This window comes from Streptomyces sp. NPDC093544 (assembly GCF_040683495.1).
Lineage (GTDB): Bacteria > Actinomycetota > Actinomycetes > Streptomycetales > Streptomycetaceae > Streptomyces.
The window spans coordinates 287,020-306,104 of sequence record NZ_JBFBEA010000006.1; the positions used below are offsets into that span (position 1 = coordinate 287,020).

Sequence of the window (19,085 nt, forward strand, 5' to 3'; positions counted from 1 at the left end):
CTTGCACATGGTTTCCCGAAGAGCGTTCATCCGTGCGGGAGCGACGGCGACACTGGCCGCAGCGACCGCGACGACCGCGTTGCCGGCGGTCCTCGCCCATGCGGTGGCCGGGCCCAACTGGGCGCTGCTGCAGAAGCACCTGAACGGCACCCTCGTCCTGCCCGCCGACACGGCGTACGCCACGGCGAAGCAGATCTCGTGGACCGAGTACGACACCCTGCGGCCCGCGGCCGTCGCCTACTGCCAGTCCGCCGCCGACGTGAGCGCCTGTCTGAAGTTCGCCCGGGCCAACGGGATCCCGGCGACACCGCGCAGCGGCGGGCACAGCTTCATGGGCTTCTCCTTGACCACAGGGCTGGTCATCGACGTGTCCCGGCTCAACGGCGTCACGGCCGACGGGAACACGGTCACCATGGGCGGCGGAGCGCTCCAGATCGACACGATCAGCAGTCTGTCCGGGACCGGTCTGGCACTGCCCGGCGGTCTCTTCCCGACCGTGGGCGCGGGCGGCTTCATCCAGGGCGGCGGACTCGGCTGGCAGACACGGCACCTCGGCATGGCCTCCGACACGCTCCAGTCCGCCTGCGTGGTACTGGCCGACGGCACCGTCGTCACCGCCTCTGAGACGCAGAACGCCGACCTCTTCTGGGCCCTGCGTGGCGGTGGCGGCGGCAACTTCGGCGTCGTCACGTCCTACCGCATGGCAGCGACCCCGGTGCCGACCCTCTCGCGCTTCAGCCTCACCTGGACCTGGGAGCAGGCCGCAGACATGCTGACGGCCTGGCAGCAGTGGGCCATCGCGTCCCCGCGCAAACTCAGTTCGGGCCCCGTCCTCGCGCTCTTCGACGCCGCGCCCGGCACCACACCCTTCGTGGGCGTGTCCGGTGTCTGGATGGGCGACCCGGCCGAACTGCCGCCGCTTCTCGACACCCTGGTCGGCGAGGTCGGACACGCCCCGTCGACGCGCACCGTGGACGACGGCACCTACACCGCCGGAATGCTGGCCTGGTACAACTGCGCCAACCTGACGGTGCCCCAGTGCCACCTCCAGGGCACGACCGGAGAGGGCCAGATCAACCGCTTCGGCTGGTCCTTCGACCGCAGCCGCCTCTTCAGCGAAGCCATCCCCGCCTCGGGCGTCGACGCGCTGCTGACCGCCTTCGACGCCGACCGGGTCGCCGGCCACTCCCGGTTCATCCGCACCATCGTGCTCGGCGGCCGGGCGAACGACCTCGCCCGCACCGACACCGCCTATGTGCACCGCGACTCCGAGATCGTCATGAGCATCGCCACCGGGCTGCCCACGGGCACGCCGCCCGCGGCCGACCAGACCATCGCGCGCAACTGGGCCGGCCATGTCTTCGACACGGTCAACCCGTATTCCAACGGCGAGAGTTACGTCAACTACCTGGACCGTGTGCTGCCCGACTGGGCCGATGCCTACTACAAGGAGAACCTGACGCGGTTGCGGACCGTGAAGAGACACTACGACCCGAGCAATTATTTCCGGTTCACCCAGAGCATCACCTGACCTCCGAAAGGTGACCGGCCCGCAGGGCCGGTCACCTGCCGGGTCGAGGAGAGAGAGAACTTAGCGTCCGGGGGAGTTGTGCACCATATCTTGGTAGAACGCTGGTCGGAGTTACTCGTTCTCAACCGCACAGTCGACACCCTGTGCCAGGGGATCGGCGATCTGCTGATGATCGAGGGAGGATGCGGCATCGGCCGTACGGCCCTGCTGCTCGAACTCGAACAGATGGCCAGAGCACGTCAGTTGGCCATGTGCACCGCGCGCTGCAGCACTCTGGAGGCCGACTTCTCCTACGGAGTGATGCACCAGCTCCTCGAACCGCACCTCTCCACCCTGGCGGCCGGGCCCACCGAGTCCGCGCGGATCGCCGGCGAGCTGCTCGAGGTGATGGACTCGGCCGAGGGAGCGAGCGACGTCCATGTCCTGAACGGCATGCTCTGGGCCATCCGCCGCCTCGCCGAGCAGACCCCGGTCATCCTGGCCGTCGACGACCTGAACTTCTGTGACGCGTCCTCCCTGCACGTCCTCGCCTATGTGGCCCGGCGTCTGAAGGACTGGCCGGTCGCGATCGTGGGGACCCTCAGGCTCGGCGAGCCGGTGACCACGCCGCCCATGCTGGCGGCGCTGCAGGAGGCCGGCGAGTGGACCGTGCTGCGGCCTGCCCCGCTGACCGCCGCGGGCACGGGGGAGCTCGTCGACGGTCTTCTCGGCCCGACGCCCAGCTCCGTCGTCGAGGAGATGCACGGGCTGACCGCGGGCAACCCGATGTTCCTGAACGCGATACTGAGGACGTCCGGCGGCCCCCATCACGAACCGGTGGGTGCCGGTCTGTCCGCGGGCAGCCTCGAACGGCTCGTCGGCACCACGGTGCGGACCCGGCTCGCGCATCTGCCCGCCGGTGTGCCGCGTGTCGCCGAAACGATTGCTCTCCTGGAAGGAGAAACAGAGGGCGCCCTCATCGCCGAGGCCGCGGGCATACCGGAGCGGGAGGGTGCCAACGGGCTGGCCGTCCTGGTCGGCATGGGCCTGCTGACCGACCTTGCCCTGCCCACCTATGTCCACCCCGTGGTGGGCAACGCCCTGCGGCGGCTGCCGGAGGCCGTCGCGCCGGACCGGGTGCACCGCCGCGTGTCCGAGGCCCTGCACCGGCGGAACGCCCCACCGACCGAGGTGGCCGGGCATCTGATGCGGACCGGACCGGTCGGCACGGGCTGGGCCGTCGAGGCGCTGCGGGCCGCGGCCACGGCGGCCGTGGGCGAGCGCAGGCCGGCCGAGGCTCATGCGCTGCTCCAGCGCGCGCTCGAGGAACCGCTCTTACAGGACGCGCGCGACGAGGCACAGGCGGAACTGGACTGTGTCGAGCTGGTCACGAATCCGCAGGGCCTGCTGCCCAGGCTGCGGGCCCGCCTGGGCACGGCGCAGTCGGCGCAGAGCAGGGTGAGCACCGTCCTCGCCTACGCGCAGGTACTCCTGCGCACCCATCGGACCGAGGAGGCGGCCGAGGCCCTGGAGGACTGCCGCGCCGGCCTCACCGCGATACCTCCCTCACGGTCGCGGGACACTCTGCTCCGGCACATCGACATCGCGGAGGCGATGGCCGCCCTGCTGGGCTCCTCCGGGGCGGCGCAGATCGCCGACCTGCTCGCGAAGCTCTCCGACGACGGCTCCGGCAACACGCTGCACAAGGTGTCCCTGGAGGCACTTCAGGCAGCGATGGAAGGGCGGACGTCCGCGCAGACGGTGGTCCGTGCCCTCGACCGGGAACTCGCGCACAACGGCCAAGAGTCCCCTCTGATGCCGTACACGGTCTTCACTTTCCTGTGGGCCGACGAACTGGAACCGGTCGACCGGTGGTGCGACGCGGTACTGACCGGGCAGCCGGGGATGGGCAGCCTGCCCACCACCGTGATCGCGCTGGCCCTGCGGGCCACCTCGCAGCTGGAGGCCGGGCGGCTGGAAGGAGCGGAACGCGACGCCCGGCAGGCGCTGGAGCTGCTCGGCGGGCAGGAGGCCACCGATCCGGTCCAGTCCCTGGTGCTCGCGCCGCTGCTGAACGTGCTCACCGAACTCGACCGCACGGACGAGGCCGTCGCCCTCCTGATGGCCCGTGGCTGCGCCGGGGCCCTTCCCGAACTCTGGCCGCACACCATGGTGCTCGCGGCGCGCGGGCGGCTGAAGGGTGCCCGCGGCGACACCGAGGGCGCGCTGGCGGACCTCACGGAGGCCGGCCGCCGCATGGACAGCTGGGGAACGGCCAACCCCGCCATCTCGCGCTGGCGGTCCGAGGCCGCGTTCATGCGGAACCAGCTGGGGGATGTCGCGGGCGCGCTCCGCCTGGTGGAGGACGAACTACACGCGGCGCGCCTGTGGGGCACCCCGCGTGCGATCGGTGTCGCCCTGCGGGCCAAGGGCCTGATCCTGGGCGACGCGGAGGGGCTGGCCGCCCTGACCGAGGCCGTGGAGGTGCTGCGGTCCGGGTCGGCCCGCCTGGAGACGGCGTACGCCGAGGCCGGCCTCGGTATCGTCCAGCGGCGCCGGAACAACCGGCGCGCGGCCCGCGAGACGCTTCGGCAGGCACTGGCGCTCGCCCAGCAGCTCGGGGCCGTACGGCTGGCCGCGCGGGTGCACGCCGAGCTGCTGGCCGCCGGCGGTCTGCCCCGGCGCTGCGAGCATTTTGGCGCCAAGTCGCTCACCGCGAGCGAGTACCGGGTGGCGCTGCTGGCCGCCGTCGGCCGGACCAACGGATCGATCGCGCGCGAGCTGTTCGTGACCCGGCGGACCGTCGAGACCCATCTGACACGCGCCTACCGCAAGCTCGGTATCCAGGGCCGCTCCGAACTCGGCCGGGTGCTCCAGGCATGAGCGGGGAGAGCCGTTCGGTCGCGCCCTCCGCCGCGGGCCGTCAGGTCCGGGGCGGGACGCAGGCATTGTCGGCCTGGTGCCCGTCCTCGATCCGCACGACCGGCGCGCCGACGAGCTGCCGGAGCACAGATCGCAGGGCCTGTTGAGCCGGCGCGTCCAGGTCGTCCAGCAGACGGTTCTCGATCGCCTCGACATCTTCGCGGGCGGCGTCGAGGGTACGGCGGCCATCCTCGGTCGCTTCGACGATACGGGCCCTGCGGTCGGCGGGGTCGGGCCGGCGGCGGACCAGACCGGCCGCCTCCAGCTCGTCGAGGACCAGCACGAGTTTGCTCTTGTCCACCGAGACGGCCTGGGCGAGGGCGAGCTGACTCCTTATGGGCGCCTCGACGATGGCCATCAGAACCGTGTAGCCCCACAGGGTCATGCCGTGCTTGCGCACGACCGAGACCTCCGCGGCGGCGAGCCCCTGCTTGAGCCGGGCGAACACCCAGTGGAGATCGCCGTGGAGCCGGCTGCCCGCGATCGGCGTCGCCGAGGCTGACGCCCGGTCGTCGGCGGGAGTGGTGAGGGACATGCCAGCAGAATAGCAAAGGACCAAAATCGTCTTGACTTGAGATTATCTTGGCCTAGTCTGGTTTCGACTTCAGATCATCTTGCCTGGAAGGGAATGCTGTGGCGCATCTGCTGCATCTGGACGCCAGCGCCCGGAGTGACTCGTTCTCACGGGAGCTCGGCGCGGTCTTCGTCAAACACTGGAAGGCCGCCCATCCGGAAGCCTCCTACACATACCGGGACCTGGTGGCGGAGCCGGTCGCGCCCATCGACGAGGCCCGGGTCCGGTTGGCCACCCAGTCCTCCGTGAACGGGGTGCGGGACTTAGCGGCGATGGACGAAGTGGCCGCCGCGCCCGAGTTGGCCGGGGCCTGGGCGGCGACCCGCCCCCTCATCGAGCAGCTCCTCGCGGCCGAAGTCCTGCTCATCGGAACGCCCATGTACAACTTCAGCGTCCCCGGCTCGCTCAAGACCTGGATGGACCGGGTGACCCTGCCGTGGCTGCCGCTCGCGGGGAAGTCCGCGGTGATCCTCAGCGCCCGCGGCGGCGCCTACGGCCCCGGCACGCCCCGGGAGCCCATGGACTTCCAGGAGCCGTACCTGCGCGCCTACTTCTCCGCGCTCGGGCTTGAGGACGTGGAGTTCGTGCACACAGAGCTCACGCACGCCCCGGTCATGCCGTTCCTGGCGCAGTTCCGGGACGCCCACGAGGAGTCCCGGACCGCTGCGCTGGACGCGGTCGAGGCCCTGGCCACCCGGGTGCCGGTCGAGACCCCCGCGGCCTGAGCCGTCCCAGCCCGCACTCCCGTACGAAGAGAGGACACCCCGCACGATGGATACCGCACTCAAGGACCGTGTGGTCCTGGTCACCGGCGCTTCCAAGGGCATCGGCGCCGCGACCGCCCGGGCCTTCGGCCAGGAGGGCGCCCGCGTCGCCATCACCTACCGCGACAGCCCGGAGAAGGCCGAGAAGGTGGCCTCTGAGGTGGAGGCCGCCGGCGGGCAGGCCCTCGTGGTCCGGCTCGATCTGGAGGACCTGCGCACCGTCGAGGAGGCCGTGAACACCGTCGTCGAACGCTGGGGCAGCATCGACGTGCTCGTCGCCAACGCCGTGCGCTGGGGCGGTGACGGTCCGCCCGACCCGAGCATCCGCTTCGAGGACGTGCCGCTGGACGAGTGGCAGGCCATGATCAGTGCCAACCTGATCGGCGCCGCCGCCCAGGTCCGCGCGGTCCTGCCGAGCATGCGCTCGCGCGGCTGGGGCCGGATCGTGCTGATCTCCTCCAGCGTCGCGGAGGAGGGCCTGCCGGGCCCCGGTCCGTACGGAACGGCCAAGTCCGGGCTCTACGGCCTCGCCCGCAGCCTCGCCTGGGAGGCCGGCCGGGACGGCATCCTCGTCAACGTGGTGGCCCCCGGCCTCACCCTGACCGACAGCCGTGCGCCCATCCCCAAGTTCATCACCGACAAGCTGGCGGCCGGCACGCCCACCCGCCGCCTGTCCGACGCGGACGACGTCGCCAAGCTCGTCCTGTTCCTCGGCTCGGGAGCCAACGGCAACCTCACGGGCGAGGTGGTCCGCGACGGCTCGTCCGCCGCCCGGGCCCCCCACATCGGCCCCTGATGCCGTAGCACCCTCTCGACCCTGACCGGGGTTCCGTCCGACATCGTCGGACGGAACCCCGTTTTTTCGTGCCCGGACAGCCCGCGTCGCCCTCGGCTGCACTCCGTGACCTGTCGCGCGGCACGGGGTGACGGAGATTGTCACGGTACTGCTCTGACGCCCTCGTGGGGTCCCGCCCCGGACGATGGCTGAGGAAGGGCGGCGCGGAGCCGCCCACACAGGGGAGAGGAAGGGCAGCGGCTCATGCAACCCCGAATCGCCATCGTCTACTTCAGCTCCAGCGGGGTGATCTCCCAGGTTGCCGAGCACCTGGCGGAAGGGGCCACGGCGCAGAACGCGGACGTCCGCGTACGAGCCCTGGGCGCGCCCGGCGAGAACCCCGCACCGGGAGCCGGCCGGCCCGTCGAGCCGACGCTCGACGACCTCGACTGGGCCGACGGACTGCTGATTGGCACGCCCACCTGGTTCGGCAACGTGGCAGCACCGCTCAAGGCGTTCCTGGACACCACGAGCCCGCTGGCGCTGCACGGCCGGCTGGCGGACAAGCCCGTCACCGGCTTCACCAGTGCCTCGCTGCCCAACGGGGGCCAGGAGGCCGCACTGCTCGCGCTGTACCACACGATGTTCCACTGGGGCTCGCTGATCGTGCCCACCGGATACACGCACCCGGTGCTGCGCAGGGTCGGCGGCAATCCCTACGGCCTGTCCGTGACGGCGCCGGACTCGGGCGCGCTGACGGCCGACCAGATCGAGGCGGCGCGTTTCGTCGGCGGCCGGATCGTCCGGATGGCCCGCCAGCACGGCCCCGTCGGCCTGCACGCCGTACGGGACCTCTGGTCGGCCGATCTGCCCGTGCGCCCCGTAGGAACCCTCGCCGTCGTGGACTCCCGGCGCGCGTGACTCCAGAGCTCCCATCCCCATCACCAAGGCGAGAGGCTCCGATGAACGCGAGAACACGAGTGGCGGTGGTCGGCGCGGGCTGGGCCGGCGGACTGCACCTGGAAGGCTTCCGGCGCGCGGGCGCCGAACTGGTCGGTGTCTTCAGCCGCACCCGGAGCCGGGCCGAGGAACTCGCCGCCCGGTACGAGGTGCCCGTGGTCGCCGACACCCTCGGCGAACTCCTGAGCGAGGCCCGCCCCGACGTGGTGTCGATCGCCTCGCCGCCGCCCGCCCACCACGAACAGGTCCTCCAGGCCGTGGAGGCCGGCTGCCACGTGCTGTGCGACAAGCCGGTCGCCATGACGGCCGACGAGGTGCAGGACATGCTCACCGCCGCCACGAAGAAAGGCGTCCAGCACGCCACCGGCTTCATCTGGCGCGGCGACCCCGGACTGTCCCGGATGCGGGACCTCGTCCGCGGCGGGCGCGTGGGCCGGGTGCGCGAGGTCCACAGCACCTGCGCCCTCGGCGCGCCCCGGATGGCCATGAACTGGATCTACGACGAGTCGGCGGGCGGCGGCGGGCTCATGCAGCACGGCACCCACGTCATCGACCGGCTGCGCTGGCTGCTCGACGCCGAGTTCACCTCCCTGTGCGGGCGGCTCTCCCACGACGTACGCACCGCACCGGTCGGCCCCGAGTTCCACAACACCCTCGACTCCTTCGCCTGGGCCCGGGACAACCACGGACGCGACCACGAAGCGGCGGCGCAGGCCGAGGTCACCGCAGACGTCGGCTACGACGTCCTGGCCGAGCTGGACACCGGAGTACGGGTGCGGCTGTGGGAGTCCACCCACCTCACCGGACCCGCCGAGGAAGAAGTGACCGTCATCGGCGACGAGGGCGCCCTGACCTGGGGTGGCACGGACGGACTGACCTTCCGGGCAACCGGCGGGTCCGCGGAGCCCCTCACGGTCGAGGGCATGTCCGGCTCCGGGGCCAACACCCGCCACGAGGTGGGCCTGCGGCGGTGGGAGTGGCTCGCCACGGCCTTCCTCGCCTCCGTCCGCACCGGAACTCCCCAGGACCATCCGACTCTCGAAGACGGCTGGCACGTGGCGCGCATCGTCGACGCCGTGAAGCGCAGCCATACGACCCGATGCTGGGAGGAAGTGTGAGCGAGCAAGCCCCCACGGTCCCGAGCGACCACCTGCGGGTGATGTTCTTCCTGACGGTCGAGGAGGAGGCGCAGGATCGTTTCCTCGCCGCCTACGACCGGATCTGCGCCGATGTGGCCGACGTCCCGGGCCACGTGACGGACCAGGTGTGCCAGTCGCTCACCGACCCCCGTGAATGGGTGATCACGAGCGAGTGGCGCAACGCCGAGGACTTCCTCACCTGGGAGTCGGGCGAGGGACACCGCGAACTGGCGATGCCGCTCGTCGCGGAGACCACCTCGCGCCGCTCCCTGCGCTTCGCCGTACGGCGGGAAACGCGTCAGAAGGCCCAGAAGGCAGGGTCCCGATGACCGCCCGGGGACGTGTCCTCATCGCCGGCGCCGGCATCGCGGGCCTCGCCACCGCCATCGCCCTGCGCGGTGCCGGATTCGAGGTGACCGTCCATGAGCGGGCGGACGACGGCTTCGGCGCCGTCGGCTCCGCTCTGGGCCTGAACCCGGCGGCCGTACTGGCCCTGCGCGCCCTCGGGCTCGACGGTCCGGTGATCGAGAGCGGCGCCGAGGTGCACCGCTGGGAGCTGCTGAACTGGAACGGCGAACGCATCGGCGGCTGGCCGCAGACCAAGGTCTCCGCGGCGTTCGGCGCACCCAGCATCACCCTGCCGCGCGCCCGCCTCCATCAGACCCTCCACGCGGCCCTGTCCGACGGGGAACTACGCCTCGGATCCACCGTCGCCGGGTACCGCGAGACCGCCGCCGGCGTCGAACTCCTGCTGTCCGACGGCACCCTCGAACGCGGTCATCTGCTCATCGGCGCAGACGGACTGCACTCGGCCGTCCGCCGACAGATGCACGGCGACACCCCACCGCGTCCGGCCGGCTTCACCGCCTGGCGGGCCGTCAGTGACAAGGCGGCCGAAGACCACAGTTCTCTGACGGCACGTCAGATACTCGGCTCGGGAGCCACGTTCGGATCCTGGCCGCTGCCCGGCGGACGGACGTACTGGGTCGCGACCCTCGCGGACGAGGAGCGGGAGACGGCCGGACTCACCCCCTGGACAGGCGCCTCCGCACACACGCCGAAGGATCACGCCGCCTTGGCTGACGCCTTCCGCAAGGCACCACCGCAGGCCGTCGCACTGATCGAGGCGACCGCACCCGCGAAGGTCGTCCGGACCCCGATCCTCGACCGTCCGCCCCTCGCCGGCTGGTCCACCGTACGCACGCTGCTCATTGGCGACGCGGCCCACCCCATGGTGCCCACCACCGGCCAGGGCGGCGGGCAGGCGCTGCTGGACGCCATCGCGGTCGCGGACGTACTGCGTGGTGCCGACCTCTACGACCACCACGGTCTGGCCGGGCGCCTGCACCACTTCGAGGAGCAGCGCTTCCCGGTGGCCACCGGTGCCGCACAGGCCGCCTGGCACCTCGGGCGGCTGCACCACGAACGGGATCCGGAGCAGGTCGCCCTTCGGGACCGCCGTCTCCAAGCCGTCTCCGAGGCCGAATGGCTCAGCCGCCAAGGCCTCGGCCCGGCATCCACCGCTGCCTCCAGGAGCGCCCGATGAACCGTTATGCACTCACCTTCACCGTGACACCGGGCAGCGAACCCGAGGTCGCCCGCATCCTGTCCGGTTACGGCCGCCCCGCCGCGGGCCGCAGGCCCGGTGGCCCCCCGCTGCTGCGCCGTACCTCGGTGTTCCTCGCCGGGAACCGGGTGATCCGGGTGATCGACGTCGACGGCAGGCTCGGCGAAGTCATGGCGCACCTCGCGGAGCAGCCCCAGATCAGGGCGGTGGAGGAAGCACTCGACCTGCACCTCCAGGAGCCCCGGGACCTGTCCAGCGGCGACGGCATCCGCGCCTTCCTGCACCGTGCGCTCCTCCCGGTCGTCCACGACCGGGCCACCGCCGAGCACCTGCTGCCCGAGAGCCCGGCCGAACACCGGGGAAACCGGGTCGCGCTGCTCTACCCGGCCCGGCCGGGAAGCGGCGGTGAACTCGCCGAACTCCTCGCCGGCACCCGGGTCCTGCGCCCGGACACCCCGACCACCCTCGCCCATACCACGATCTTCCGGCGCGGTGACGTGGTCCTCCGCCTGGCCGAGGTGCACGGCGACACGAGCGAGGCCCTCGACCGGATCGCCACGGCGGCAGTCCGCTCTGGCAGCGCCGACAAGCTGGCCGCGCTGGTCGCGGCCGACGAGAACCTCCATGACACCGACGGCTTCCGGGCCTTCCTGGAGCGGATCTCCGTGCGCATGCTCACGGACCGCCGGATCGGAGCGCCGTCATGAGCGGCACCACCACTGTTGCGGTCGTCGGCCTGGGCGTAATGGGCGGCGGCATCGCCCGCCGCCTCCTCGGCCAGGGCATCACCCCGACCGTCTGGAACCGTTCCCCCGAGCCCGCCGAGGCGCTCGCCGAACTCGGGGCGAACGTGGCGCCGACGCCCGCTCTGGCGGCCCGGCACGCCGATGTCGTCCTCGTCTCCCTCGCGGACGGCGCGGCCACCGAACAGGCGCTGCTCGGCCCGGACGGCGTCCTCGCCGATGGCCCGCTCGACGGCGTCCTTGCCTCCGCGAGCACCATCTCACCGGGCCTCCTGAGCGTCCTGCGCGAGCGCACGCCCCAGGTCCTCGATCTGGGACTGCTTGGCAACGGCGACCACGCGAAGAACGGCGAACTGCGGGTCTACGTCGGCGGAACGGACAAGGACCTGGCCCGGGCACAGCCCGTCCTCAACCTCATCGCCAAGCAGGTGGTGCACATCGGCGGCCCCGGTGACGGCATGCGGCTCAAGCTGCTCATGAACACCCTGATGGGCATTCAGGTGCAAGCCATGGCCGAGGCCACCGCCCTCGGGGAGTCCGTCGGGCTCGACCGCCGGGCCGTCCTCGACGCCATCACCGTCAGCGGATTCGCTACCCCGGTCATGGGCTTCAAGGCCCGGCGGCTCGCCGCCGAGCGGTACGAGGACCCCGACTTCCGGCTCCGGCTCATGGCCAAGGACCTGGGCCTCGCCGTGGCCGAGGCCGACCGGACCGGCCTCAGCCTGCCCCTCGTCCAGACCGCCCTGGCCACCCACGAGGAGTCCGTACGCCGGGGCGACGGCGACCTGGACTGCGCCGCCGTCTCGCGCACCGTCGCGGCGCCGCACGGGAAGGGAGCGCGGCCGTGACCATCGACGTGCACGGCCATCTCAGCCCGCCGGAGTCGCTGCGCAGGTTTCCCATGCCGCGCTCGCTCGGGGACGCCGAGGCGATGATCGAGACCAAGCTCGCCGCCGGCGTCGACCTCACGATCATCGGCAGCCCCGTCGGCGCGGGCGCCATGGTTCCCGTCCCGGGCATGGACAACTACGCGCAGTCGGAAGAGGAACTGGCCCGCTTCCACGACTGGCTCGGCGAGCTGGTCGCCCGGTACCCGCGCCATCTGCGCGCGTACGTCTACGTCAACCCGTTCGGCGGCGAGGCCCACCTCGAGGCCGCCCGCGCCCGGCTCGGCCAGGACGAGTTCGTCGGGCTCATCGCCAACACCAGCGTGGCGGGCCGCTACCTCGACCACCCCGACGCCGCCGACTTCTTCGCCCTCGCGGCCGAGACCGAGGCGCCCGTCCTCCTGCACGCCCCCGCCGCCCCCGCCGCCGGCAGCGGCCTCGCGGACCTGATGGCGCTGGAACAACTCGGCCGGTTCGCCGACGTCACCATCGGCCTCGCCTGCTGCGTCCTCGGTGGCTGGTTGGAGCGCCACCCCGGCCTCCGGCTCGTTGCCCAGGGCGCGGGCGGCGCCCTCGCCCTGCTCGTGGAAAAGCTCGACCGCGCCTGGTCGCCGGAGCACTGGCAGCGGGAAAGGCCCGCCGGCGCCGCGCCGGATTCAGGCCTCGGCTCCGACTCCGGCCCGGGCCTCGGCTCCGGCGGCGGTCCGCGTTCCGGCGCTGGTTCCGACGATGCTCTTGGCCCGGAGCTCGGCAATGGATTCGGGCCCGGCTCCGGCTCCGGCTCCGGTCCCGGCCGCGGCGCCCGGCTCGGGCCCGCCGCCCACCGTCTCCCGCACCCGCCCAGCAGCTATCTGAACCGCATCTGGGTGGACACCGCGACCCCCTCCGCCGCCGCCGTGGAGCTGGCCCTGCGGGTCTTCGGCCCGGACAAAGTGCTGTACGGCACCGACTCGCCGCCCCTGCCCGGTGCGTCGGTCGAGGGAGGGCTTCAGCTGGTCGAGCGCCTGGGCATCTCCGAGGCGCAGCGCCAGGCCGTGCGCGAGGACAACGCTCGCACGCTGTTCGGAGCCGGACTGCCGAGCCCGGTCCCGGCCGGCGCGTAACCACCGCACACCACCATCTTCCGGACCGTCCAGCCCGCTTGGAGTCTCTGTGACCACCAGCAAGCCCACCATCCGTATCGTCGGCATCGACGACGTCCCCGCCAACCGCAAGCGCGGCGGTGACATGCGCACCCTGCTCAGCCCCGGCACGGTCGGTTCCACCTCGGGCTTCCTGGGCGTGGCGATCCTCCAGCCCGGAGAGCGCGTGGTGGAGCACTACCACCCGTACTCCGAGGAGTTCCTGTATCTGACCACCGGTGAGATCACCGTCGACCTCGACGGCGTGCCCCACGAGGCACGGGCCGGGCAGGGGCTTCTGGTTCCGATCGGTGTCCGGCACCGCGTACGCAACACCGGTGAGGAGGAGGCGCGCATCGTCTTCCACCTCGGTCCCCTCGCCCCCCGGCCCGAACTCGGCCACATCGACACCGAGGTGCTGACGTGACCCGACGCGCGGTGGTGACCGGCGTGGGCGTGGTCGCCCCGGGCGGCACCGGCGCCAAGGCATTCTGGGACCTTCTCTCCTCTGGCCGCACCGCCACCCGGGGGATCACCCTGTTCGACCCGGAGGGCTTCCGCTCCCGTATCGCCGCCGAGTGCGACTTCGACCCGGGGACCGTTCTGACCCCGGAACAGATCACCCGCATGGACCGCTACGTGCAGTTCGGCGTGGCCGCTGCGCAGGAGGCGCTCGTCGAGGCCGGACTCGAACCCGACGAGGAGGCGTCCTGGCGTACCGCCGTCTCCATGGGCAGCGCGGTGGGCGGCACCACCCGGCTGGAGGCCGAGTACGTCGCCGCCAGCGCCCGCGGTGCCACCTGGACGGTCGACCACCGCAAGGTCACCAGCGACCTGTTCCGGGTGTTCTCCCCGGCACCGCTGGCCGGTGAGGTCGCCGAACTGGCCGGTGCCCGGGGGCCCGTGACCACCGTGTCCACCGGCTGCACCTCCGGGCTGGACGCGATCGGATACGCGCTGCGGCTCATCGAGGAGGGCAAGGCGGACGTCGTCATCGCCGGCGCCGCCGAGTCCCCCATCTCGCCGATCACGGTGGCCTGCTTCGATGCCATCCGGGCCACCTCCACCCGTAACGACGACCCCGCCCACGCCTCGCGGCCCTTCGACCGCACCCGCGACGGGTTCGTGCTGGGGGAAGGAGCCGCCGTACTCGTCATCGAGGAGGCCGAACACGCCAGGCGGCGCGGCGCGCGGATCCGCTGCCAGGTCAGCGGCTTCGCCACCCGGGGCAACGCCTACCACATGACCGGCCTGACCAGGGAGGGCGTGGAGATGGCCGAGGCCATCGACCAGGCCCTGTGGCAGGCCCGCGTGGACCCCTCCACCATCGACTACGTCAACGCCCACGGCTCCGGCACCCAGCAGAACGACCGCCATGAGACCGCCGCCGTCAAGAAGGCACTCGGCGCGCACGCCCACGACACCCTCGTCAGTTCCATCAAGTCGATGGTCGGGCACTCGCTCGGCGCCATCGGCGCCATCGAACTCGTCGCCTGCGTCCTGGCGATGGACAACGACACGGTGCCGCCGACCGCCAACCTCGAGGTCCCGGACCCCGAGTGCGACCTCGACTACGTGCCGCACCAGGCACGCGAGGCCCCGCTGCGCAACGTCCTGTCGGTCGGCAGCGGCTTCGGCGGCTTCCAGTCCGCCGTCGTCCTCACTCCGGGGGAGCACGCGCGATGACCAGGCGGACCGCCCTCACCGGCATCGGGGTGATCGCGCCCTCCGGCGTGGGAGCCGACACGTTCTGGCGCTCCGCGCTGGACGGCCGCGGAGTCCTCGGCAGGCTCTCCCGGTACCCCTCCGACGGATATCCCCTGACCATCGTGGGCGAGGTGCGCGACTACGACCCCGCCTCGGCGATCGACTCACGCATCACCGTGCAGACCGACCGCTTCACCCAGTTCGCGCTCGCCGCCGCCGACCTCGCCCTGGAACAGGCCGACCTTCGCCCCGACACGCTGCCGCGGTACTCCTTCGGCGCCGTCACGGCGAGCGCCGCGGGGGGAGTCGAGTTCGGGCAGCGCGAGATCGAACGGCTGTGGAGCAGGGGACCGGGGCACGTCGGCCCGTACCAGTCCATCGCCTGGTTCTACGCGGCCAGCACCGGGCAACTGTCCATCCGGCACGGCCTCAAGGGACCCTGCGGAGTCCTCGTCGCCGACGAGTCCGGTGGCCTGGACGCCATCGCGCACGCCGCCCGTGACATCCGCTACGGCGCCACCGCCATGCTCGTCGGCGGCGCCGAGGCACCGTTCGCCCCGTTCTCCATGGCCTGCCAGTACGGCCACGCACTGCTCAGCGAGGCACAGGACGCGGACCACGCCTACCTGCCCTTCAGTACCGGGGCCCGTGGCTTCACCCCCGCGGAGGGCGGGGCCATGCTCGTCCTGGAGGAAGCGGAAGCGGCCCACGCCCGCGGCGCCGAACCGTGGGCGTACCTGGCGGGCCACGCCGGCACCCACACCGGCGCACTGCGCCACGAGCAGAGCGCGGAAGGACTCGCCAAGGCCATCCTCGGTGCCCTCGACGAGGCGGAGTGCGCACCCCACGACATCGGCGTGGTCTTCGCCGACGGGCTGGGCGTCCCGGCCGCGGACCGCGCGGAGGTCACCGCCCTGCGGGACGTCTTCGGCCCCGCCCTCGACTCCGTCCAGGTGACCGCCCCCAAGTCCGGCTTCGGACGGGCGTACGCGGGAGCCGCCGCCCTCGACGTCGCGCTCGCCGCCCTCACCCTGCGCCACGGCCTCGTCCCGCCCACCCCCTACGTCACCGGAACCCCGTACGACATCGACCTGGTGACGGGTGCTCCCCGTCCCACCGGGGCGCGTGCCGCACTCGTCCTCGCCCGGGGCATGGCGGGCGGCAACTCGGCACTGGTCCTGCGCGCCACTCCCTGACCCAACCTCTGCCCCAGCCCTGAACAGCGTTCCGCAACCACCACTCCGGAGGAGAAACATGTCCGCATCCACGGCGCTCAGCCATGAGGCGCTCGCCGAAGTGATCACCAGGTGCGCCGGAGCCCGCACCGACGGAGCCGTGCTCCGCGACACCCGGCCCACCTTCGCCGACCTGGCCGTCGACTCCCTCGGCCTGCTCGGCATCGTCGCCGAACTGGAGCAGATCCTCGGCATCCCGCTCGGTTCGGACGCCGAGCAGTGCGCGTCCCCGGACGAACTGCTCGACATGGCCAACACCCTGCTCCGATCGGCGGCCTGACCATGAGCGCGAGCACCAGCAACTCCGTGGTCATCGCGGCGCCCCTCGACCTCGTCTGGGACATGACCAATGACGTGGAGAACTGGCCGCAGCTGTTCAGCGAGTACGCCTCCGTCGAGATCCTCGAACGCGAGGGCCACCGTGTGGTGTTCCGGCTGACCATGCACCCCGACGAACAGGGCCAGGTCTGGAGCTGGGTCTCGCAGCGCGAGACGGACCCCGAGACCCGCACCGTGAAGGCGCACCGCGTCGAGACCGGCCCCTTCGCCCACATGCACATCCACTGGGCCTACACCGAGGTGCCCGGCGGCGTCCGCATGGACTGGAAGCAGGACTTCGCGATGAAGCCCGAAGCCCCCGTGGACGACGCCTGGATGACCGGCAACATCAACCGCAACAGCGTGGCGCAGATGGATCTGATCCGGCGGCGCGTCGAGGCACGCGCCCAGGAGCGCCTCGCCCAGTCGAAGGAGACGCGCGCATGACCAGCGGCATCGACACCACCCCGGCCGCGGCGGAGACGGACCGGACCCTGCTGGAGTCCGCGCGCCGCATCGCGGCCGGCCTCCCGGCACGCTCCCTCGACATCGAGTCCGCCGGCACGCTCCCGCCGGACCTGGTGAAGGAGTTCACCGAGCACGACCTGTTCCGGCTCGCCATGCCCACCGCACTCGGCGGCACAGGCGCCTCGCCCCGCACCATCGTCGAGATCATCGAGGAGGTGTCCCGCGGCGACGGCGCGACCGGCTGGTCCCTGCTCATCGGAAACATCGGCAACGCGTTCCTCGCCTGGCTCGACCCCGAGGTCGCCCGGCAGATCCTGTCCGAGACCCCGGACCTGATCGTCGCCGGCGGCCAGGCCCCCCTCGGCCAGGCCGTGCCGAAGCCCGACGGCACCGGATACACCCTCACCGGGCGGTGGCCCTTCGGTAGCGGAAGCCTGCACGCCCACTGGTTCATGGGCGGCTTCATCGTCATGGAGAACGACCGGCCGAAGACCAACCAGTGGGGCGCCCCGATCATGGGAGTGGCCCACTTCCCGGCCGGCCAGGCCCGGATCGACGACACCTGGCACGTCGCCGGCCTCCAGGGCACCGGAAGCCACGACATCGTCGCCGAGGGCATCGACCTGCCCCTCGCCCACACTTCCGTGCCCTACTTCGAGCGCGCCACGTACGACGACCCGCTGTACCGGCTGACCGCCTACAACCTCCTGCTCACCGTCATGTCGGGCTTCCCCCTCGGTGTCGCCCGCCGCGCCCTCGACGAGGCCCGGTCGCAGTTCGCCGACCGGAAGCTGCTGAGCAGCGGCACCTTGTACCTTGAGGACCCCGCCGTCCAGGTCGCGATGCTCAAGCACGAGACGGCCCTGGACGCGGCCCGCCGACAGCTCCTGGACACCCTGGACGAGCTGCTCGGCGCGCTCGCCCACGACCCGCTCGACTACGCGGCGCGGGCCCGGCTGGCCGCCGCGGTCATCCACGTCTACGACACCGGCCGGGAACTGGTGCAGGGCGTGTTCCGGCTCGCGGGAACGGCCGCCGTTCTCGACACCAACCCGCTCCAGCGCTGCATGCGCGACCTCGTCGCCGGATCCCAGCACGTGGCCTTCTCCTTCGACTCCCGCAAGCGCATCGCCAACGCCCGGCTCGGCCTGCAGACGGCGCCCGCGTTCTTCGGCGTGTGAGCGCCACCACCGAGCCCACCGACCCAGACAAGTGAGGCAGGGACCATGTCCGTCACCAAACTGGAGAGTTCCCCGGTGGAGGAGGCCGTCCGACTGGCGGCGACCCTCCCGGACCGGGCATTGGAAGTGGAGTCCGGCCGCACCGTCCCGGCCGACCTGGCGGGCGAACTGCGCGCCGCGGGCCTGTTCAGCCTGATGACGCCGGCCTCGCTCGGCGGCCACGAAGCCGAACCGCTCACGATCGTCAGGGTCGTCGAAGAGCTGAGCCGCGGCGACGCCGCCACCGGGTGGACCGTCCTGATCGGCCAGGGCGCCGGCTATCTGGCCTGGCTGGACCCCGAGGTGGCCGAGGAGATCGTGAGCGCCACTCCGGCACCGCTGATCACCGGCTCGATGGCACCCCTCGGTACGGCTGCCGACGCCGGCGACGACGGTATCCGACTCACCGGCCGCTGGCCTTACACCAGCGGCTGCGGGCTCTCCGACCACTTGGTGGCCGGTTACCGCCCGGCCGCCGGGCCGCCCCGCTTCGCCCTGCTGCCCCGCGCCGCCGTCACCATCCACGACACCTGGCACGTCGCCGGGCTGCGCGGCACCGGCAGCCACGACATCGAAGCCACCGACCTGCTCGTCCCGCACCGCTTCACCTTCGACCCGTACGGCCCGGCGCGCGAGGAGGGCCCGCTGTACCGGCTGCCGTACATGACCTACCTGCTCGTCGCCATGGCCGGCTTCCCGCTCGGGGCCGCCCGGCGCATCGTGGACGAGTACCGGGGGATCGTCCTCGCCAAGCGCAACACCGAGCGCACACTGCTCGCGCAGACCCCCATCGTGCAGGCCGAGATCGCCCGCTGCGAGGCCACCGTCGGCGCGGCCCGGGCGTTCGTGTACGAGGCGGTGGGCCGGGTCTGGGAGGAGACCCGGGACGGTGTCGCCACACCGGAGTCCCGTGCCCGGCTGACCAGCGCCGTTCAGCACGCCATGCGGGCCACGCTCGATGTCGCCGACTCCGCGATGCGGGCCTGCGGAGCGAGCCAGCTCTACAACCGGGCCCCGCTCCAGCGCTACTTCCGCGACGTCCAGACCGCCGCACAACACATCGCCTTCGGCCTGGAGGCGCAGCGCCGCGTCGGCTCCGTCCTGCTCGGCCAGGACGTCCCCGACTTCCTCATCTGACCGCCCCCGCCCGGAAGACCGTCGTCGAACCAGGAGAG

The 19,085-nt window shown here is 72.0% G+C and carries 19 protein-coding genes; 18 read left to right on the top strand and 1 reads right to left on the bottom strand.

What is annotated here, in order from left to right:
* The first annotated feature begins 7 nt into the window (after window positions 1–7).
* Both AB0N66_RS11310 and AB0N66_RS11315 read left to right on the top strand, forming a co-directional pair.
* Window positions 8–1,531, top strand: coding sequence for an FAD-binding oxidoreductase (locus AB0N66_RS11310; RefSeq protein ID WP_365431509.1), 1,524 nt, complete (start codon window positions 8–10; stop codon window positions 1,529–1,531).
* Between the two features lie 78 nt (window positions 1,532–1,609).
* On the top strand, window positions 1,610–4,393 hold the full coding sequence (locus tag AB0N66_RS11315; protein ID WP_365431512.1) for a LuxR C-terminal-related transcriptional regulator: 2,784 nt from the start codon (window positions 1,610–1,612) through the stop codon (window positions 4,391–4,393).
* A gap of 40 nt (window positions 4,394–4,433) precedes the next feature.
* Here the strand turns inward: AB0N66_RS11315 and AB0N66_RS11320 are convergent, their stop codons facing one another.
* Window positions 4,434–4,967, bottom strand: a complete 534-nt coding sequence (locus AB0N66_RS11320) for a MarR family winged helix-turn-helix transcriptional regulator (protein ID WP_365431515.1) — start codon at window positions 4,965–4,967, stop codon at window positions 4,434–4,436.
* 98 nt (window positions 4,968–5,065) lie between these two features.
* On the opposite strand from AB0N66_RS11320, the gene AB0N66_RS11325 reads away from it, so the two are divergent.
* The 16 genes from AB0N66_RS11325 to AB0N66_RS11400 all read left to right on the top strand — a co-directional run bounded on the left by AB0N66_RS11325 (window position 5,066) and on the right by AB0N66_RS11400 (window position 19,047).
* Window positions 5,066–5,731, top strand: a complete 666-nt coding sequence (locus AB0N66_RS11325; RefSeq protein WP_365431518.1) for an NAD(P)H-dependent oxidoreductase — start codon at window positions 5,066–5,068, stop codon at window positions 5,729–5,731.
* A gap of 46 nt (window positions 5,732–5,777) precedes the next feature.
* Window positions 5,778–6,566, top strand: a complete 789-nt coding sequence (locus AB0N66_RS11330; RefSeq protein ID WP_365431521.1) for an SDR family NAD(P)-dependent oxidoreductase — start codon at window positions 5,778–5,780, stop codon at window positions 6,564–6,566.
* A 243-nt stretch (window positions 6,567–6,809) separates the two neighbouring features.
* Window positions 6,810–7,466: a flavodoxin family protein gene (locus tag AB0N66_RS11335; RefSeq protein ID WP_365431524.1), complete on the top strand. Its 657-nt coding sequence runs from the start codon at window positions 6,810–6,812 to the stop codon at window positions 7,464–7,466.
* A gap of 41 nt (window positions 7,467–7,507) precedes the next feature.
* On the top strand, window positions 7,508–8,623 hold the full coding sequence (locus AB0N66_RS11340; protein WP_365431527.1) for a Gfo/Idh/MocA family oxidoreductase: 1,116 nt from the start codon (window positions 7,508–7,510) through the stop codon (window positions 8,621–8,623).
* Window positions 8,620–8,973 carry an antibiotic biosynthesis monooxygenase family protein gene (locus tag AB0N66_RS11345; protein WP_365431530.1) on the top strand — a complete coding sequence of 118 codons (354 nt, stop codon included), beginning with the start codon at window positions 8,620–8,622 and terminating at the stop codon, window positions 8,971–8,973. The genes AB0N66_RS11340 and AB0N66_RS11345 overlap by 4 nt, the downstream gene beginning before the upstream one ends.
* Window positions 8,970–10,190, top strand: a complete 1,221-nt coding sequence (locus AB0N66_RS11350) for an FAD-dependent monooxygenase (RefSeq protein WP_365431533.1) — start codon at window positions 8,970–8,972, stop codon at window positions 10,188–10,190. Before AB0N66_RS11345 ends, AB0N66_RS11350 begins: the two co-directional genes overlap by 4 nt.
* Window positions 10,187–10,918, top strand: a complete 732-nt coding sequence (locus AB0N66_RS11355; RefSeq protein ID WP_365431536.1) for a SchA/CurD-like domain-containing protein — start codon at window positions 10,187–10,189, stop codon at window positions 10,916–10,918. Before AB0N66_RS11350 ends, AB0N66_RS11355 begins: the two co-directional genes overlap by 4 nt.
* Window positions 10,915–11,802 (top strand): NAD(P)-dependent oxidoreductase, encoded by an 888-nt coding sequence (locus AB0N66_RS11360; RefSeq protein ID WP_365431539.1) that lies wholly within the window; start codon window positions 10,915–10,917, stop codon window positions 11,800–11,802. Before AB0N66_RS11355 ends, AB0N66_RS11360 begins: the two co-directional genes overlap by 4 nt.
* Window positions 11,799–12,944 carry an amidohydrolase family protein gene (locus AB0N66_RS11365; RefSeq protein ID WP_365431542.1) on the top strand — a complete coding sequence of 382 codons (1,146 nt, stop codon included), beginning with the start codon at window positions 11,799–11,801 and terminating at the stop codon, window positions 12,942–12,944. The genes AB0N66_RS11360 and AB0N66_RS11365 overlap by 4 nt, the downstream gene beginning before the upstream one ends.
* Before the next feature lie 49 nt (window positions 12,945–12,993).
* Window positions 12,994–13,389: a cupin domain-containing protein gene (locus AB0N66_RS11370; RefSeq protein WP_365431545.1), complete on the top strand. Its 396-nt coding sequence runs from the start codon at window positions 12,994–12,996 to the stop codon at window positions 13,387–13,389.
* Entirely contained in the window at window positions 13,386–14,648 is a 1,263-nt protein-coding gene (locus AB0N66_RS11375) for a beta-ketoacyl-[acyl-carrier-protein] synthase family protein (protein WP_365431548.1), read from the top strand. The genes AB0N66_RS11370 and AB0N66_RS11375 overlap by 4 nt, the downstream gene beginning before the upstream one ends.
* Window positions 14,645–15,865 (top strand): beta-ketoacyl synthase N-terminal-like domain-containing protein, encoded by a 1,221-nt coding sequence (locus AB0N66_RS11380; protein ID WP_365431551.1) that lies wholly within the window; start codon window positions 14,645–14,647, stop codon window positions 15,863–15,865. The genes AB0N66_RS11375 and AB0N66_RS11380 overlap by 4 nt, the downstream gene beginning before the upstream one ends.
* Window positions 15,866–15,923: 58 nt before the next feature.
* On the top strand, window positions 15,924–16,184 hold the full coding sequence (locus AB0N66_RS11385; RefSeq protein ID WP_365431554.1) for an acyl carrier protein: 261 nt from the start codon (window positions 15,924–15,926) through the stop codon (window positions 16,182–16,184).
* A 2-nt stretch (window positions 16,185–16,186) separates the two neighbouring features.
* Window positions 16,187–16,669, top strand: coding sequence for an SRPBCC family protein (locus AB0N66_RS11390; protein ID WP_365431557.1), 483 nt, complete (start codon window positions 16,187–16,189; stop codon window positions 16,667–16,669).
* Window positions 16,666–17,871: an acyl-CoA dehydrogenase family protein gene (locus AB0N66_RS11395; protein WP_365431560.1), complete on the top strand. Its 1,206-nt coding sequence runs from the start codon at window positions 16,666–16,668 to the stop codon at window positions 17,869–17,871. Before AB0N66_RS11390 ends, AB0N66_RS11395 begins: the two co-directional genes overlap by 4 nt.
* Before the next feature lie 45 nt (window positions 17,872–17,916).
* A complete protein-coding gene (locus AB0N66_RS11400; protein ID WP_365431563.1) occupies window positions 17,917–19,047 on the top strand; it encodes an acyl-CoA dehydrogenase family protein in 1,131 nt (376 codons plus the stop codon).
* The last annotated feature ends 38 nt before the right edge of the window (window positions 19,048–19,085 follow it).

Coding starts and splice junctions, on each gene's coding strand:
- AB0N66_RS11330 (WP_365431521.1), top strand. CDS start 5,778: ATGGATACCGCACTCAAGGACCGTGTGGTCCTGGTCACCGGCGCTTCC.
- AB0N66_RS11380 (WP_365431551.1), top strand. CDS start 14,645: ATGACCAGGCGGACCGCCCTCACCGGCATCGGGGTGATCGCGCCCTCC.
- AB0N66_RS11360 (WP_365431539.1), top strand. CDS start 10,915: ATGAGCGGCACCACCACTGTTGCGGTCGTCGGCCTGGGCGTAATGGGC.
- AB0N66_RS11390 (WP_365431557.1), top strand. CDS start 16,187: ATGAGCGCGAGCACCAGCAACTCCGTGGTCATCGCGGCGCCCCTCGAC.
- AB0N66_RS11340 (WP_365431527.1), top strand. CDS start 7,508: ATGAACGCGAGAACACGAGTGGCGGTGGTCGGCGCGGGCTGGGCCGGC.
- AB0N66_RS11350 (WP_365431533.1), top strand. CDS start 8,970: ATGACCGCCCGGGGACGTGTCCTCATCGCCGGCGCCGGCATCGCGGGC.
- AB0N66_RS11310 (WP_365431509.1), top strand. CDS start 8: ATGGTTTCCCGAAGAGCGTTCATCCGTGCGGGAGCGACGGCGACACTG.
- AB0N66_RS11385 (WP_365431554.1), top strand. CDS start 15,924: ATGTCCGCATCCACGGCGCTCAGCCATGAGGCGCTCGCCGAAGTGATC.
- AB0N66_RS11335 (WP_365431524.1), top strand. CDS start 6,810: ATGCAACCCCGAATCGCCATCGTCTACTTCAGCTCCAGCGGGGTGATC.
- AB0N66_RS11320 (WP_365431515.1), bottom strand. CDS start 4,967: ATGTCCCTCACCACTCCCGCCGACGACCGGGCGTCAGCCTCGGCGACG.
- AB0N66_RS11395 (WP_365431560.1), top strand. CDS start 16,666: ATGACCAGCGGCATCGACACCACCCCGGCCGCGGCGGAGACGGACCGG.
- AB0N66_RS11355 (WP_365431536.1), top strand. CDS start 10,187: ATGAACCGTTATGCACTCACCTTCACCGTGACACCGGGCAGCGAACCC.
- AB0N66_RS11400 (WP_365431563.1), top strand. CDS start 17,917: ATGTCCGTCACCAAACTGGAGAGTTCCCCGGTGGAGGAGGCCGTCCGA.